Annotated in this window: 12 protein-coding genes and 1 pseudogene; 10 read left to right on the top strand and 3 right to left on the bottom strand. The window is 56.9% G+C overall.

Annotation, left to right across the window (positions count from 1 at the left end):
* Positions 1-15: 15 nt before the first annotated feature.
* From DSM25558_RS19635 to DSM25558_RS19625, 3 genes are all read left to right on the top strand, one after another.
* Positions 16-2,142 carry an acetate--CoA ligase family protein gene (locus DSM25558_RS19635; RefSeq protein ID WP_077106382.1) on the top strand — a complete coding sequence of 709 codons (2,127 nt, stop codon included), beginning with the start codon at positions 16-18 and terminating at the stop codon, positions 2,140-2,142.
* Positions 2,143-2,277: 135 nt separating this feature from the next.
* Complete coding sequence (locus DSM25558_RS19630) at positions 2,278-3,615, top strand: MFS transporter (protein ID WP_077106381.1); 1,338 nt, start codon at positions 2,278-2,280, stop codon at positions 3,613-3,615.
* A 108-nt stretch (positions 3,616-3,723) separates the two neighbouring features.
* Positions 3,724-4,767 (top strand): alpha/beta hydrolase, encoded by a 1,044-nt coding sequence (locus DSM25558_RS19625; protein ID WP_181013840.1) that lies wholly within the window; start codon positions 3,724-3,726, stop codon positions 4,765-4,767.
* 362 nt (positions 4,768-5,129) lie between these two features.
* On the opposite strand, the gene DSM25558_RS19615 is transcribed toward DSM25558_RS19625, so the two are convergent.
* A complete protein-coding gene (locus DSM25558_RS19615) occupies positions 5,130-5,522 on the bottom strand; it encodes a winged helix-turn-helix transcriptional regulator (RefSeq protein WP_077106379.1) in 393 nt (130 codons plus the stop codon).
* An 81-nt stretch (positions 5,523-5,603) separates the two neighbouring features.
* On the opposite strand from DSM25558_RS19615, the gene DSM25558_RS19610 reads away from it, so the two are divergent.
* Positions 5,604-6,335, top strand: coding sequence for an SDR family NAD(P)-dependent oxidoreductase (locus DSM25558_RS19610; protein ID WP_077106378.1), 732 nt, complete (start codon positions 5,604-5,606; stop codon positions 6,333-6,335).
* A 281-nt stretch (positions 6,336-6,616) separates the two neighbouring features.
* On the opposite strand, the gene DSM25558_RS19605 is transcribed toward DSM25558_RS19610, so the two are convergent.
* Positions 6,617-6,943, bottom strand: a complete 327-nt coding sequence (locus tag DSM25558_RS19605) for a hypothetical protein (RefSeq protein WP_077106377.1) — start codon at positions 6,941-6,943, stop codon at positions 6,617-6,619.
* Positions 6,944-7,261: 318 nt separating this feature from the next.
* Here DSM25558_RS19605 and DSM25558_RS19600 point away from each other — a divergent pair, with 318 nt between their 5' ends.
* The 6 genes from DSM25558_RS19600 to DSM25558_RS19575 all read left to right on the top strand — a co-directional run bounded on the left by DSM25558_RS19600 (position 7,262) and on the right by DSM25558_RS19575 (position 13,381).
* Complete coding sequence (locus DSM25558_RS19600; RefSeq protein WP_077106437.1) at positions 7,262-7,954, top strand: FadR/GntR family transcriptional regulator; 693 nt, start codon at positions 7,262-7,264, stop codon at positions 7,952-7,954.
* Positions 7,951-9,126: a PLP-dependent transferase gene (locus tag DSM25558_RS19595; protein WP_077106376.1), complete on the top strand. Its 1,176-nt coding sequence runs from the start codon at positions 7,951-7,953 to the stop codon at positions 9,124-9,126. The genes DSM25558_RS19600 and DSM25558_RS19595 overlap by 4 nt, the downstream gene beginning before the upstream one ends.
* Positions 9,127-9,164: 38 nt before the next feature.
* A complete protein-coding gene (locus DSM25558_RS19590) occupies positions 9,165-10,424 on the top strand; it encodes an ABC transporter substrate-binding protein (protein WP_077106375.1) in 1,260 nt (419 codons plus the stop codon).
* Between the two features lie 115 nt (positions 10,425-10,539).
* Complete coding sequence (locus DSM25558_RS19585) at positions 10,540-11,472, top strand: carbohydrate ABC transporter permease (RefSeq protein WP_077106374.1); 933 nt, start codon at positions 10,540-10,542, stop codon at positions 11,470-11,472.
* Between the two features lie 3 nt (positions 11,473-11,475).
* Entirely contained in the window at positions 11,476-12,306 is an 831-nt protein-coding gene (locus DSM25558_RS19580) for a carbohydrate ABC transporter permease (protein WP_077106373.1), read from the top strand.
* A 4-nt stretch (positions 12,307-12,310) separates the two neighbouring features.
* Positions 12,311-13,381, top strand: coding sequence for an ABC transporter ATP-binding protein (locus DSM25558_RS19575; protein WP_077106372.1), 1,071 nt, complete (start codon positions 12,311-12,313; stop codon positions 13,379-13,381).
* A 668-nt stretch (positions 13,382-14,049) separates the two neighbouring features.
* On the opposite strand, the pseudogene DSM25558_RS19570 reads toward DSM25558_RS19575, so the two are convergent.
* Positions 14,050-14,664, bottom strand: a pseudogene (locus DSM25558_RS19570) (IS3 family transposase); the annotation flags it as partial.

Here is a 14,664-nt window from a genome sequence, read left to right as displayed (position 1 = left end):
GGAGGAGAAACGACTGTGGATCAAGACATCCGGTTCCTGCCTGCCCATGCCATAGGCCGCCTGCTTCGGCCTGCTTCCGTGGCAATCATCGGCGCATCCGACAAGCCCGGCGCGCTTGGCGCGTCGGTTCTTTCCAATCTCGACCGCCTCCGGTTTCCTGGCGAAATCTTTCTCGTCAATCCCAACCGGGCGGAAATCGGCGGTCGCGCCTGCCTGAAAGCCATCAGCGATCTTCCAGAGGGTGTCGATGTTGCAATCCTCGCAATCCCGCGCGTCTCCGTGCTGGAGGCTGTGAACGCGCTGGCATTGCGCAAGACCGGATCGGTGGTGATTTTTTCTGCCGGCTTTGCGGAAGGCGGGCCTGAAGGACTGGCCGAACAGCAGGAAATCGCCGCCATTGCCGCGCGTAGCGGCATGATCGTCGAGGGACCGAACTGCCTCGGTCTCGTCAATTTCGTTGATGGCATTCCTCTGACATTCATCGAGACGCCCGACATCCGGCTCGACGGACGTCCCGGCATCGGCATCGTTTCCCAGTCCGGTGCGATTGCCGCCGTTGTCGATACGACCTTGCTCGCACGAGGGCTTGGCCTATCCTTTTCGATCTCCACCGGAAACGAAGCGGCTAGTGGCGTTGAGGATTATGTCGAATATCTGATTGACGATCCCAACACCCACGTCATCGGCATGGTGGTGGAACAGTTCCGCAAGCCGGCACGCTTCCTGAAAGCCGCACCGCGCTGTATCGCAGCCGGCAAGCCCATCGTTCTCCTGCATCCCGGCCGCAGCAGCGCCGCACGGGAATCGGCCGCCACCCACACCGGTGCCATGGTCGGCGATTATCAGGTCATGAAAACCAGCATCGAACGGATCGGCGTCATTCTTGTTGAAACGCTCGAGGAATTCGGCGATTGCCTCGAACTCACCGCCCGCTATGGCAGGATCGGTGGCGGTGGCACGGCTGTTGTGGGTGAATCCGGTGCTTTCAAGGCATTGACGCTCGATATGGCCGAGGCGCTCAACTTGCCGCTGCCGACCATGACTGACGAGGACAGCCCGGATCTCCGGGCGGCCCTTCCACCCTTCGTGCCGGTCAGCAATCCTGTCGATCTGACGGCGCAGTCGCTGGTCGATCCGGACCTGTACCGGCGCACGCTCGCCGCCCTTCTCGCCGACGACCGCGTCCAGACCATCGTGCTCGGCATCATCCAGACGGATGCGGCGACCTGCACATTGAAGTTTCCCTCCATTCTGCGAGCCATCGAAGAGCTGAAGCCTGGAAAACCCGTCATCGTCGCCGGTCTGGATGAGGGCGCGCCGATCCAGACGGCCTATGTGGATGGTCTTCGCGAGCGCGGCATCGCCTATTTCCCATCCACCGACCGGGTGATGCGCGCGGTTTCCAGGATAGATGAACGCGCCCGCCGCAATCTCGACGCAAGTAGCTCCGCGTCCGTGACTCTGGACGGATCGCCCGGTGGCACGGCTATAGTTCCGGAATACAAAGCCAAGGACATTTTGAGGTCGGCCGGGTTCGTTTTCCCAGAAGGCGCGCTTGCCACGACGCCGGACGATGCATGCCGCATCGCAACGGAAATCGGCTATCCCGTCGTCCTGAAAGCCCAGTCTGCCGATCTGTCTCACAAGAGCGATGCGGGCGGGGTTATTGTTGGCTTGTCCGACGATGCGGCTGTGGCCAAAGGTTGGGCGGAACTGGCGGCCAATATTGCCGCCCACAGGCCGGGGCTCGTGCTGGATGGCGTTCTTGTGGAAACGATGAGCCCACGCGGCATTGAACTGATCATCGGCGCGCGAAACGATCCCGAATGGGGTCCGGTCATTCTGGTCGGCTTTGGCGGTGTTCAGGCGGAAGTCCTTAAAGACGTCCGTCTGCTCGCGCCGGACCTGACGCCGGAGGCAATCATCGACGAAATCAGGCGGCTGAAATGCGCGGCCCTGCTGGATGGCTTTCGCGGGGCTGGGCCCTGCGACGTCGAGGCCGTCGCCGACATCGTCAGCCGTCTCGGTAATATTCTCCGGGCTGAACCGTCGATCCGCGAAATCGACCTCAATCCGGTCGTCGTCTATCCCGGACGCAAGGGCGCGATCATTCTCGATGCGCTGATGATGGTGGGCGACTGAGGTGAATGGTCTGCCCGTGCGGCGAACGATCCTTATCGCCCCAACGCCGCGGAAGCTTTCGCGGCCGTGATGGCAGGGTCCTGTGTTCCGGGAGGGGGCAGGGCATTTGATTTCAACCTTGAGGGAGGAACATTCATGAACGAAGATCCGAAACATATCATCGCGGATACGCCGATGAGCCGGATGCAGATCTGGGCCATCGGTCTGTGTGTCCTGCTGAACGCGCTCGATGGATTCGATGTCCTTTCCATCAGCTTTGCCTCGCCCGGCATCGCCAAGGATTGGGGCATGGACAGGGGTGCGCTCGGCATCGTTCTGTCGATGGAACTCATCGGCATGGCAATTGGCTCCGTCTGGCTGGGAAGCCTTTGTGACCGGATCGGCCGTCGCGCCGCCGTACTGTCCAGCCTGGTCCTGATGGCCAGCGGAATGTTCCTGGCGGCAACAGCCTCGGGCATCGTGCCGCTGTCGGCATGGCGGCTGCTGACGGGTCTTGGTATCGGCGGCATGCTGGCGGCAACCAATGCGGTTGCGGCAGAACATGCCAATGCGAAACGCCGCAATTTCTCGATTGCGCTGATGGCGACCGGCTATCCGATCGGTGCCGTCGTCGGTGGCGCGCTCGTCTCCCATTTTCTGGTGGATTACAGCTGGAGAGCCGTCTTTGCCAGCGGGGCAATCGTGACTGCGTTCTGCATTCCGCTCGTCTATTTCACCCTGCCGGAAACCGTTCCATGGCTCATCCAGCGCCGTCCGGCGGGTGCGCTTGAACGCGTCAACGGCGTCCTGAAACGCATGGGTCGCAAAAGCATTCCCGCCCTGCCGGAACCGGATGCGGCACGCCTGAAACCCGGCATCATGCAATTGTTCGCCCCGGCATTGATCGTGGCGACGGTGTGCCTGACCCTTGCCTATTTCTTCCACATCATGACCTTCTATTTCATCCTGAAATGGGCACCGAAAATCGTAGCAGATATGGGCTTCATGCCATCGGCTGCCGGTAACGTTCTTGTCTGGGCCAATATTGGCGGTATCGTCGGATCTGTCGTCATCAGCCTGCTCAGCCAGCGTTTCGCGGTGCGAAACCTGACAATCGGCGTGATGGTGATCGCGACAGCTCTCGTTGCCCTTTTCGGGCGCAGCGCACCGGATCTCGTGCAACTGTCCCTTTTGGCAGCCATTGCCGGATGCGCCACAAACGCTGCCGTGGTTGGCCTTTACGCAATCTTTGCCGAAGCATTTCCGACAGAGGTCCGCGCAAGCGGCACCGGCTTCGTCATCGGCATCGGTCGCGGTGGTGCGGCACTCAGCCCGATCCTTGCCGGCATGCTGTTTGCCAACGGCGCGTCCCTCCCAACCGTCGCCCTTCTGATGGGTTTCGGCTCCACCGTCGCCGCCATCGCAATCTTGGTGCTGGGACTGCGATCCATCGGATCGGCAGCACCGAAGACGGCTCTCAAAGAGCAGGGCTGATGCAAACAACTGGCGGCCTCAAGCCGCCAGTTCGCTCTTTGCCTGGCAGTCCCTGGCCGTCCACATTTTGACCTTTAAGCAATCCAACACGATTTGGGAGACGTAGACATGAAGACCACGCGCACGGTTTTTCTTGGCACCATATTTTTTGGAGCAGCAATGATCATCAACGGTTCGGCCCAGGCTGACGATAAAACGTCGCTACCCGGTTACACAGAAGGTGCGCAGGTCGTTCGCGTGGAAAAGACGCAAGGCCAGATCGATGCGATGAGCGGTGTGGTCTACACGCAGATCAAACAATTGCGGTCCATCACTCAGCTTGAAATGTCTCTCCTCGTGCCTCGCAGCGATGATCTGAAGCCAGCGATCATCTATTTTCCGGGCGGCGGATTCACCTCTGCGGAACATGAGAAATATATCGATCTGCGGATGGCGCTTGCCAAAGCCGGTTTCGTGGTCGCAGCCGCGCAATACCGCACGGTTCCCAACAAGTTCCCGGCATTGGTCCAGGACGGCAAGGCTGCCGTTCGTTATCTGCGCGAACATGCAAGCGAATATGGTATCGACCCCACCCGCATCGGCGTGCTGGGCGATTCAGCCGGTGGATATGTGTCGCAGATGCTTGGCATGACGAATGGCGAGACAGCATTCGACGCTGGCCAGTTCCTCGACAAATCCTCCGATGTTCAAGCGGTCGTGACGCTCTACGGGCTCTCCAATCTTCTTGATATCGGCGATGGCTTTCCTGAGCCAATCGCAAAGGTCCATGAATCGCCGGCGGTCACCGAGACCCTGCTGGTCAACGGCCCGGCATTTGCCGATTTTGCCGGCGCATCCATCACCAGTGATCCCAAAAAAGCCTTGCAGGCCAGTCCCATGGGTCATGTCGAAGGTAGCAAGCCGCCTTTCCTCATCATGCACGGAACTGCAGATACTCTCGTTTCGCCAAAGCAGAGCGCACAGCTCTACAAGGCCTTGAAGAACAAAGGCAGCAAGGTCGATTACTTACTTGTGGAAGGTGCCGCCCATGGCGATATCACCTGGTACCAGCCACCCATCATCGACCGGGTGGTCAACTGGTACAAGGACGTTCTGGGCAGCCCTCTCAAGGGAAAAAGTGATGCATCGGGCTCCAAGAGCGGAAAACTCTAGGTAGCTGTCGCGCCCTCACAGAGGGAAACACTTTGCAGCGTTCAACCGTCTGGTGGAACTGGCGCATACGCGCAGCAGGAATTATTTTCTCTACGGTGAAAGACATTTGCGTTCCTTTGTCAGCTTCCATGCTTGCTTTACACACCACCCAATAAAAGGGAGAGGCTATAGCTAACATTAAAAATTTGCGCGATCAGCGTGTACGGATTCGAGCAACAAGCTTCAATGCAATTGTGGTGAATGTCGGCTCCGCCAACGAGGAAGGTTGGGGGCATAACGATTGCATTGGTCGGCCAAATGCGGGGTGCAGGTTGACTGTCATTACGAATAGCGCGCGCCGGAGACGGACCCCAGTGACGTCGTCAACGTCGATTTCCCGCGTTGTCATAGGTCAGTGTGGCTGCTTCGATCTTGTCGCCGTTTGCCGCTGCCCACGCACACAGTGCTTCAAACGGCTCCCGCAGGGAATGGCCGAGCGGAGTTATTGCGTATTCTACGCCAATCGGCTGCGTTGGGAGCACCGTCCTCGTCACAAGGCCGTTTCGCTCGAGTCTCTTCAGGGCATCGGCCAGAGCCTTGTGCGTGATCCCATCGAGACGCCGCTTGAGTTCGTTGAAGCGCGAAGGTTTGGGACAGATGACTGTTAGGATCATGATCGTCCATTTGTCAGCAATCTTGTCCAGCACCGGGCGAACCGGCGGCATGTTGCAGAGCGCGCTGTGAGAGAGGGCTTCCAGGTCGGTATACTCGTCCATATCTAGGCTATTCCAGGTGCGTAATTGATATCAGATATCCAACGTATATCATGTCGAGACCATTCAGTGAAAGGATTTACGATGGCTCGAATGAATAACAAGGTCGCTTTGGTCGTTGGCGGCGCGAAGGGTATTGGACTGGCGATTGCAGAGCGACTTTCTGCCGAAGGCGCAAATGTCTTCATCACCAGTCGTAGAGGTGAAGATGCTGAAAAGGCGGCTAGAGACATCGGCAATGGCGCGGTTGGTATTACCGCTGACGCAAGTTCTCCGGAAGATATGATCACGGCTGTCGAAACTGTCCGCAAAGCATATGGCCGTATCGACTCGCTTGTTCTGAATGCAGGTCTTGCGGAGCCTTCGCAGATTGCCGAGATGACGCCGGAGCACTTCGACCGCCACTTCGGCGTCAACGTCCGAGGCATGGTGTTCGGCCTTCAGGCAGCTCTCCCCGCAATGACAGAAGGCGGCTCGGTCGTCCTCGTCGGGTCCATAGCCGGGAGCGCGGGCTACGCGGCTTACGGAACATACGGCGCAACCAAGGCGGCCGTTCGATCCTACGCCAGAACCTGGACGGCAGAACTCGCACCCAAAGGCATACGCGTCAACGTCGTTGCACCTGGCCCAACGGATACGAAGATGATGGCTGCTGTCGCGGAAGACACGCGCGCGGCAATTGTTGCTCCGATTCCCATGGGTCGTATGGCACGGCCTTCAGAAGTGGCTGCGGCTGCCATATTTTTGTTGAGCGACGACGCCAGCTACATCGCCGGTGCCGAATTATGCGTTGACGGTGGCTTGCTGCAAGTCTGACGGGCTGACGATACATTGTACCCGATCTTCAGTCGATCGGGTACGGCAAAACGTGGCTATTGACAGAACGACCTCAAATCGAAACCTTGGAAGAGCCTGCGTCATGTGAAGGGTCATGGTCTCGTGACCTTACTGAGCAATAAAAGCGCCAGCATCATGCATCTGCAAACGATGGCGACCAGTTTCTCTTGTCCCCATCACGTCTGTGCTTCTATTTCCAACAAATGATTTGAGCCGGCTACTTCAGCACCCGACTCGAGCAGGGGCATAATGACGATTTCTCAGCGCGACGGACGAAAACTATATATCATCGCCTGCGCCATCACTGGCACGACTGCTTTTCCAATCTGGTCTGCCACCGCCCCAAGCCCGCCGACAAACTCACATTTGTCCGCAAAACCCTGCAACTTAGCGCCTATGCGGCTCGTTAGGTCGGGTACGAATCGGTTCAGCCGGTCTTCATCCTCCGTCGGCGCAGCTTTAGCCGGAAGCGCGTCGAGAAACTGCTGATGCTTGGAGCGTGTCAGCTCTCCCTCATGTGCGCTGCCCTGATATCCTCGGATCGTGTCCGCCCGGTGATTGCGTTGTTTGATCGATTGCAGCCACACTTTCGCGCCCTTCTAGCCGTTTTCGCCCATAAGGTCGACGAGGGTGTCGCCCACGTTCGTGGCGTTTGGAAGCGCCTTCGAGATTCTTGTGCATCCCCACCAACATGGTCAGAAAGCGACGAAGTAACCCTTGGCGTTGATCCGGCGGTTTTCGGTTGAGTGTTATGCGATGTACTCGCAGTGGAGGAGTCCAACGTATTTCGCATCGAACACCGTCTTGATAAATCCTTAACTTATGATAATCGGTAAGATGTCAGACCAATTAAACGTGTTTGAGTTAGGATTTCTGAGGTGGAGAAATCGGTGGACAATCATCTGATGACACCCTTGCCTGCGATTGACCGGGTACGTCAGGTCGAGGCAGCACTTGCTGAGTTCGTTAACACGGCAGGCCTAAAAGCTGGCAGTCGCCTGCCAGCCGAGCGCGAGCTTATGGCGGCTCTCGGTGTCGGCCGTTCCACCGTCCGTGAGGTGATACGCAAATTTCAGGCCCTCGGCGTGATCGATAGCCGAAAGGGGAGCGGTAACTATCTGCTCAAGCCGATTTCGGGTGCAACCGTGCATATGCCCATTTCCATTGAGGCGGCAAGCCAGCGCGATGTACTGTTGATGACGCTGGAGGTGCGCCGCGGAATAGAGGTCGAGGCTTCCATGGCTGCCGCGCGGCGCAGAACAGAAGACGATGTGGAGACCATGCGCCTGCGACTGGAGGAAATGGAGCGTGTCCACCTTGCAGAGGGCACGTCGGGCAAGGCCGATCTTGCCTTTCACCTCTCTATTTATGACGCGACCCATAATTCGCTCTTCAAACAGCTTCTGGAGCAGATGCGTGAAGGTTTTGAGCGGTTCTGGTTGAAACCTTTTGACAGGCCAGATTTCGCAGCGCGCTCCTTCCCTTTCCACCGCACGCTTTTCAACGCGATTGTCGCAGCAGATGCGGTGGCTGCGCGTGAAGAAACGCTGAAAATCCTCGCCATTGTCGAGGAAGATATCAAGGACATGTCCAAATGAGCCAAGGCAATGATCTCTATGATCCCGCATCTCTCATCGTTGCCCATGATGCAACGCATGCCTTCGAGGCTGTGGTGCCGCCCATCGTCCAGACCTCGCTTTTCACTTTCTCAAGCTATGACGAAATGGTCGCCACCTATCGCGGCGAGAAAAGTCGTCCTGTTTATACGCGCGGATTGAACCCTACAGTTCGGATGTTCGAGGAAATGCTGGCGAAGCTCGAAGGTGCCGAGGATGCACTTGGCTTTGCCAGTGGCATGGCAGCAATTTCCTCCACGGTTCTATCTTTTGTTTCGCCGGGGGACCGTATCGTCGCCGTGCGTCACGTCTATCCGGATGCCTTCCGTCTTTTCGGGACGTTGATGAAGCGTATGAACATTGGCGTGACCTATGTCGACGGTCGTGATGAGGCCGCGGTCGAAAAAGCGATGCCCGGTGCGAAGCTTTTCTATATGGAAAGCCCGACGAGCTGGGTCATGGAAGCGCATGATGTTGGCTCGCTGGCAGAAATTGCCCGGCGGCACGGCGCTATTTCGGTAATCGACAATTCTTGGGCAAGCCCGATCTTTCAGCAGCCCCTCTCTCTCGGCGTTGATCTGGTCGTGCATTCCGCTTCCAAATATCTCGGCGGCCATAGCGACGTCGTGTCTGGTATCGTTGCGGGCTCGAAAGCAATGATCAATACCATCCGTGCTGAGGCCTATCCGTATCTGGGTGGCAAGATGTCTCCCTTCGATGCATGGCTTTTAATCCGCGGGTTGCGCACCCTGCCCATTCGTATGAAAGCGCATCAGGAATCGGCGCTTGAAATCGCCTCGCGTTTGCAGGCCCTCGATGTCGTGGAAACCGTTTGCCATCCCGGTCTGGTTAACCGCCTGCCGCCGGGCCTTAACGGCACATCCGGCCTGTTTTCATTCATCTTCCGCGAGGGTGTGGATGTCAGGGCCTTTGCCGACCGTCTCGAACTTTTCAAACTTGGTGTTTCCTGGGGAGGACATGAAAGCCTGATCGTCCCTGGCGAAGTGGTGCTCGAACAGAAGGCGCAGCCGAATTCAGCGCATACGTTCGGTATCAGCCCGCGCTCCGTGCGCTTGCATGTCGGTCTTGAGGGTACTGAAGCGCTCTGGAACGATCTCGAACCTGCGATCAGGGGGGCATCCGCCGCCGCCTGATGCTTTAAAAAACGACGACAAAAAACTGGGAGAACGCAATGAAAAAACTGGTAGTAGCAACACTTCTCACCGTCTTGATGGCCGGAACGGCACTGGCGGACACCACCTTGAAACTCGTGGAAGTCATCACGAGCCCCGAACGCACCGAGACCCTGAAGGGCCTGGTTTCCAAATTCGAAGCCGCCAATCCCGGTACCAAGGTCGAGATCATCTCGCTTCCATGGAGCGAGGCATTCCAGAAGTTCGCCACGATGGTTTCGGCGGGCGACGTTCCCGATGTGCTTGAAATGCCCGATACGTGGCTTTCGCTCTATGCCAATAACGGCATGCTCGAAAGCCTTGAACCTTATCTGGCGAAATGGGAACACACTGCCGGTTTGAGCGCGCGCACGCTGGAGCTTGGTCGCGACGTCAAGAACACCGCCTATATGCTCCCCTACGGTTTTTACCTCCGCGCCATGTTCTACAACAAGAAGCTGCTCGAGCAGGCAGGAGTGAAGGAACCGCCGAAGACGCTCGAGGAATTCGCGGATGCGTCCAAGAAGATTGCCGCTATCCCTGGAAAATATGGATATTGCCTGCGCGGCGGCCCGGGCGGGTTGAACGGCTGGGTTATGTTCGGCGCATCCATGGCTGGCTCCAACGAGTTTTTCACCAAGGATGGAATATCTACCTTTGACAGCCCCGGTTGGGTAAAGGGCCTGACCTATGTTGTCGATCTCTACAAGAACGGTTACGCGCCGAAAGACAGCGTCAACTGGGGATTCAACGAGATCGTAGCTGGCTTCTATTCAGGTACATGCGCCTTCCTCGATCAGGATCCTGATGCGCTGATTGCCATTGCGCAGCGCATGAAAGCCGAAGATTTCGGCGTCATGACGATGCCAAAGGGGCCGGATGGCAAGACGTTCCCGACAATCGGTTTCGCTGGCTGGTCCATGATGGCGTCGTCCAAGAGCAAGGACTTGTCCTGGAAGCTGATCGAAACGCTTGAAGGTCCAGAAGGCAACATCGAGTGGAACAAGAAGACAGGAGCGCTTCCAGTTCACACGTCAGCGGAAAAAGACCCGTTTTACGCTAGTGAGCAGTTCAAGGGCTGGTTTGAGGAATTGGCCGACCAGAATGCCGTCCCGACCACCATGCCGACGTATCTCGAAGAATTCGCGTTCTTCAAGGATTCGCTGGTGATCAAGACTTCGCAGGAAGCACTTCTGGGCGACATCACCCCGGAAGAACTCGCCAAGCAATGGGCTGACTATCTGACGAAGGCTCAGCAGAAGTTCCTGAAATCGAAATAAACGAGAAAGGCGGCGTGTCGCAACGCGCGCCGCCTAATCGCTTGTTTGATTCAGAAACAGTCCAGATTAGCGAATGGTGCATCCGTTCGCCGTGTTTTTCGCTGGGGAGCATTCGATGTCCTACACCCAAAGCGCCCGGCCTCTGGCTCCGCGTAAACCCGCATTACAGCGTCTGGCCCGGTCGGCTGAACCGTGGCTGTACAGTGCGCCGGTCCTCGTCCTCATCGTCACCATCATGATGGTGCCGCTGGTTTTGGGGTTGTCTTACGCCTTTCGCGACGTTCAATTGCTCAACCCGTTCTCTGGCGGGTTCATCGGGCTCGACCATTTCAGAGAGCTTTCGCAGGACGTAGCTTTTTATCGCGCGCTGAAGAACACGCTTTGGTGGACCGGAGCTTCGGTTTTTCTGCAATTCTTTTTCGGGCTTATTCTCGCCCTGCTTCTGGACAAGCCGTTTGCGGGCCGTGGCGTGGTGCAGGCGCTCGTATTCCTGCCCTGGGCCGTGCCCACTTTTCTTGCTGGGCTTAACTGGGCGTGGCTGTTCAACCCTGTCATTGGTCCGCTGCCGCATTGGATGACGTCGCTCGGGCTGCTCTCCGCGCCTAACAACATTCTCGCAGACCCGCATCTGGCAATGTGGGGACCGATCATCGCCAATGTCTGGTGGGGCATCCCTTTTTTTGCGATCACGCTGCTGGCCGCCCTTCAGGCCATTCCGCGTGATCTCTATGAGGCCGCATCGATCGACGGTGCAACGCCGCTCCAGCGCTTCACGTCCATCACTCTGCCGTTTCTTGCGCCAACCATCGCGATTACGGTTTTGCTGCGCACGGTCTGGATTGCCAATTTCGCCGATCTCATCATCGTCATGACCAATGGCGGACCGGCAGACCGGACGCAGATCGTTGCGAGCTACATCTTCACGCAAGCCTTCAAGCGGCTGGACTTCGGTTACGCATCCGCCATTGCGTTGGCTCTGCTTGTGCTTCTGCTCGCCTATTCCATGGTCATCGTCATCATGCGCCAGCGCCTTATCGAGAAAGATTGATCCATGACCAGCAGGATTTTTCTCACTATCACGCATCGCATGGCGCTTCTTCTCTATATAGTTTTTGCGCTTTTCCCGCTTTTCTGGCTCCTCAAAGTGTCGGTCACCCCCAACGACCTGCTTTACAGTGAAGGCGTGCGGATGTGGCCTTCGCACGCGACGCTCGATCACTATCGTTATGTTATCGAAAACAGCGCTTTTCCCACGTTTTTCAAAAACAGCGTCATCGTCGCAGGCTCGACAGCCGTTGCTGTCACCATACTGTCTTCGCTTGCCGGTTATGCACTGTCACGCTTCCGCTTTCGCGGGAAATTCTGGATCATTGGTTTGATGCTGGTGACGCAGATGTTCCCCCTTGTGATGCTTGTGGCACCTATCTTCAAAATGCTCTCGCCTCTTGGGTTGACGAACAGCCTGACCGGCCTCGTTATCGTGTACACAGCGTTCAACGTCCCCTTCGCGACGTTCCTGATGCAGTCGTTTTTCGACGGCATTCCAAAAGACCTCGAGGAAGCTGCGATGATTGACGGTGCTACCCGCTTCATGGCGTTCAGGCAGATCATTCTGCCGCTAACCCTGCCCGGTATCGCCGCAACGCTCGGCTTCGTCTTCACGGCAGCCTGGAGCGAACTGCTGTTTGCCCTGATGCTGATTTCGGGAAATGAAAGCGCGACGTTCCCGGTAGGTCTGCTGACCTTCGTATCGAAATTCTCGGTCGATTTCGGGCAGATGATGGCGGCAGGGGTTTTGGCTTTGATTCCCGCATGCCTCTTCTTCCTGCTCATTCAACGATATCTCGTGCAGGGCCTGACGGCCGGTGCGGTGAAAGGATAAATCCATGGCTTCCATCGAGCTCAATCGCGTCGCCAAATCCTATGGTGATCATCCTGTGCTGCACGGCGTCGATCTTTCCATTGCAGATGGCGAATTTGTTGTCCTTGTTGGTCCGTCTGGATGCGGAAAATCTACTTTGCTGCGCATGATCGCCGGTCTTGAGGAGATCACGTCCGGTACGCTCTCTATAGACGGACAACTCGTCAACGATCTCAAGCCGAAGGACCGGGATATCGCCATGGTCTTCCAGTCCTATGCGCTTTATCCGCATATGAGTGTTGCCGACAACATGAGCTACAGTCTGCGTTTGCGGAAAAGTCCCAAGGAGGTGATAGCTGCTGCGGTAGCGTCGGCATCCAGCAAGCTAGGGCTGGACCCTTATCTTGCAAGGCGGCCAAAGGCGCTCTCCGGCGGGCAGCGCCAGCGCGTCGCCATGGGCCGAGCGATTGTCCGCCAGCCGAAAGCCTTCCTCTTCGACGAGCCGCTTTCGAACCTTGACGCGCGCCTGCGTGAGCACATGCGGGCGGAAATCAAGCGTATGCAGGCTGATTTGCGCGCCACCTCCGTTTACGTGACGCACGACCAGATTGAAGCGATGACGCTCGCCTCCCGGATCGTTGCCATGAATGACGGTTACGTGCAGCAGATCGGCGCACCGCTTGATCTTTATGATCGTCCAGCAAATCTTTTCGTCGCAGGCTTTATTGGTTCACCCGGAATGAACTTTCTTGGGGGCCGATGCGTGCAAAATGCAGATGGAAGCGGAATGGCACTGACGGATGGCAGCGTGTTACCACTGGGGCGGCAGGTTGCGGTTCAAAACGGCGACACGATAACACTTGGAATTCGACCCGAACACGTTGTCGTTTCTCCAGACGCAGAGGGTATTGAGGCGAAGGTAGAACTTGTCGAGCCAACTGGGCTCGGTATCATCCTGCACCTGGCCGTTCATGGTCTCCCGTTCAAGCTGTTTTCATCAGACCGTGCTCTTTTACAGCCGGGCAAGTCCATCACTGTCGGGCTACCGACTGATAAGTTACATGTCTTCGACGCAAAGGGTGACCGTATCGATTGATTCTTAAGGCCGATCCGGTTTCTTCCCGGTCCATTACGTCGCGCAAAGCGAGGGCGGGTCTAGAGGTTTGATCACGGGCTTTAATGGTGCAATTTTCGAGGTTTGAGCGCGACAGTTTCGAAAGACCGCTTAGTTTCGATCCTCGGCGACGACCTTTCGATTTGTCGGTCACAGTGAATTCGCCGCACAAGGACGTCATACGCAACTATGCGGACCGCACACTTTTTCGTTTCGATGCCAAAGGCTGATCTGCCGATGAACGGGTTTGATCGAAATCGCTAGGTTGGTGAGTTGGTGTCTGTTCTGCGGATTTAGTGAACATCGGGTCGTAAGTTCGAATTGGTTCAAGGCGAAAGAAGCCGGTCAAGGTGCTAATGCGATGCCCTCTGCGGTTCACGCTTAACGACGGCTTCACGCGCCGACCACTTCGGCCAATCGGCTTGCGCTCGCCAACTCCCGAGACAGGACATTGCCGTATTACTTTGGCCAACGATTCTCGGACTGTATCGTTTTTGATCAGCCATCCCAAAGCCTACTTCTATCGTAATGCCCAATTTAATAAGCTAAAATCTAAAGCGCCTATCATCTGCTTGTATGTTTTTAGGCGAAGTCTAACTAGCAGGCGGCCCCACCTATTGGAGTGCACCCCATTTCACCGGACAGGTCGGCTAGGTTGATTTAGCTCTGATGAACTGCCGAGGGGAAGCCATCTTGAGCGCGGAATGGGGATGGATTTCGTTGTAGTCCTCGATCCATCCGTCGATGAGCCGGAGCGCTGTTTGGGCGTCCGGAACTTGGGATATCCGAATATAGTCCCGCTTCAACGTTTTGACGAAAGCTTCCGACATGCCATTCGACTGCGGGCTGGCGACCGGCGTGAAGCAAGGTATCAGATTGAGTGCCTGGGCGAACAGCCTTGTCTCCCGCGCGGTGTAAGCCGAACCATTGTCCGAGAGGTGCTCGATAGCATTGGGGCTCGGGTTACGCGGAAGCGTTTCTCGACTGCCTCCAACATCATGTCGCGCACGTCAGAGCCGGAGATGCCTGCATTGGCGACTGCCGTCCAAGCGATGATCTCGCGGTCGAAGGCGTCGATGATGAAGGCGAGACGAATGATCTCGCCATTCCAGCAGGTGAACTCCAGACCGTCCGAGCACCAGCGAAGGTTAGAGCGCATGACCATGACCTTGCCATCATGGATGCGGCCTTTGCGAACGGCCGTATGTTTCTCGAGCAGCATGGCATGGTTGCCCATGATACGATGAACCCGTTTGGCGTTGACG

It is taken from the genome of Agrobacterium sp. DSM 25558 (assembly GCF_900100825.1).
In the GTDB taxonomy this organism is placed as follows: domain Bacteria; phylum Pseudomonadota; class Alphaproteobacteria; order Rhizobiales; family Rhizobiaceae; genus Agrobacterium.
Note: the sequence above shows the minus strand (reverse complement) of the source record. Positions and strands in the feature narration are given on the sequence as shown.

Bases quoted from the DNA above. Each gene is read 5' to 3' on its own strand.
- DSM25558_RS19630 (WP_077106381.1), top strand. From the start codon at position 2,278: ATGAACGAAGATCCGAAACATATCATCGCGGATACGCCGATGAGCCGG.
- DSM25558_RS19625 (WP_181013840.1), top strand. From the start codon at position 3,724: ATGAAGACCACGCGCACGGTTTTTCTTGGCACCATATTTTTTGGAGCA.
- DSM25558_RS19615 (WP_077106379.1), bottom strand. From the start codon at position 5,522: ATGGACGAGTATACCGACCTGGAAGCCCTCTCTCACAGCGCGCTCTGC.
- DSM25558_RS19610 (WP_077106378.1), top strand. From the start codon at position 5,604: ATGGCTCGAATGAATAACAAGGTCGCTTTGGTCGTTGGCGGCGCGAAG.
- DSM25558_RS19600 (WP_077106437.1), top strand. From the start codon at position 7,262: ATGACACCCTTGCCTGCGATTGACCGGGTACGTCAGGTCGAGGCAGCA.
- DSM25558_RS19595 (WP_077106376.1), top strand. From the start codon at position 7,951: ATGAGCCAAGGCAATGATCTCTATGATCCCGCATCTCTCATCGTTGCC.
- DSM25558_RS19590 (WP_077106375.1), top strand. From the start codon at position 9,165: ATGAAAAAACTGGTAGTAGCAACACTTCTCACCGTCTTGATGGCCGGA.
- DSM25558_RS19585 (WP_077106374.1), top strand. From the start codon at position 10,540: ATGTCCTACACCCAAAGCGCCCGGCCTCTGGCTCCGCGTAAACCCGCA.
- DSM25558_RS19580 (WP_077106373.1), top strand. From the start codon at position 11,476: ATGACCAGCAGGATTTTTCTCACTATCACGCATCGCATGGCGCTTCTT.
- DSM25558_RS19575 (WP_077106372.1), top strand. From the start codon at position 12,311: ATGGCTTCCATCGAGCTCAATCGCGTCGCCAAATCCTATGGTGATCAT.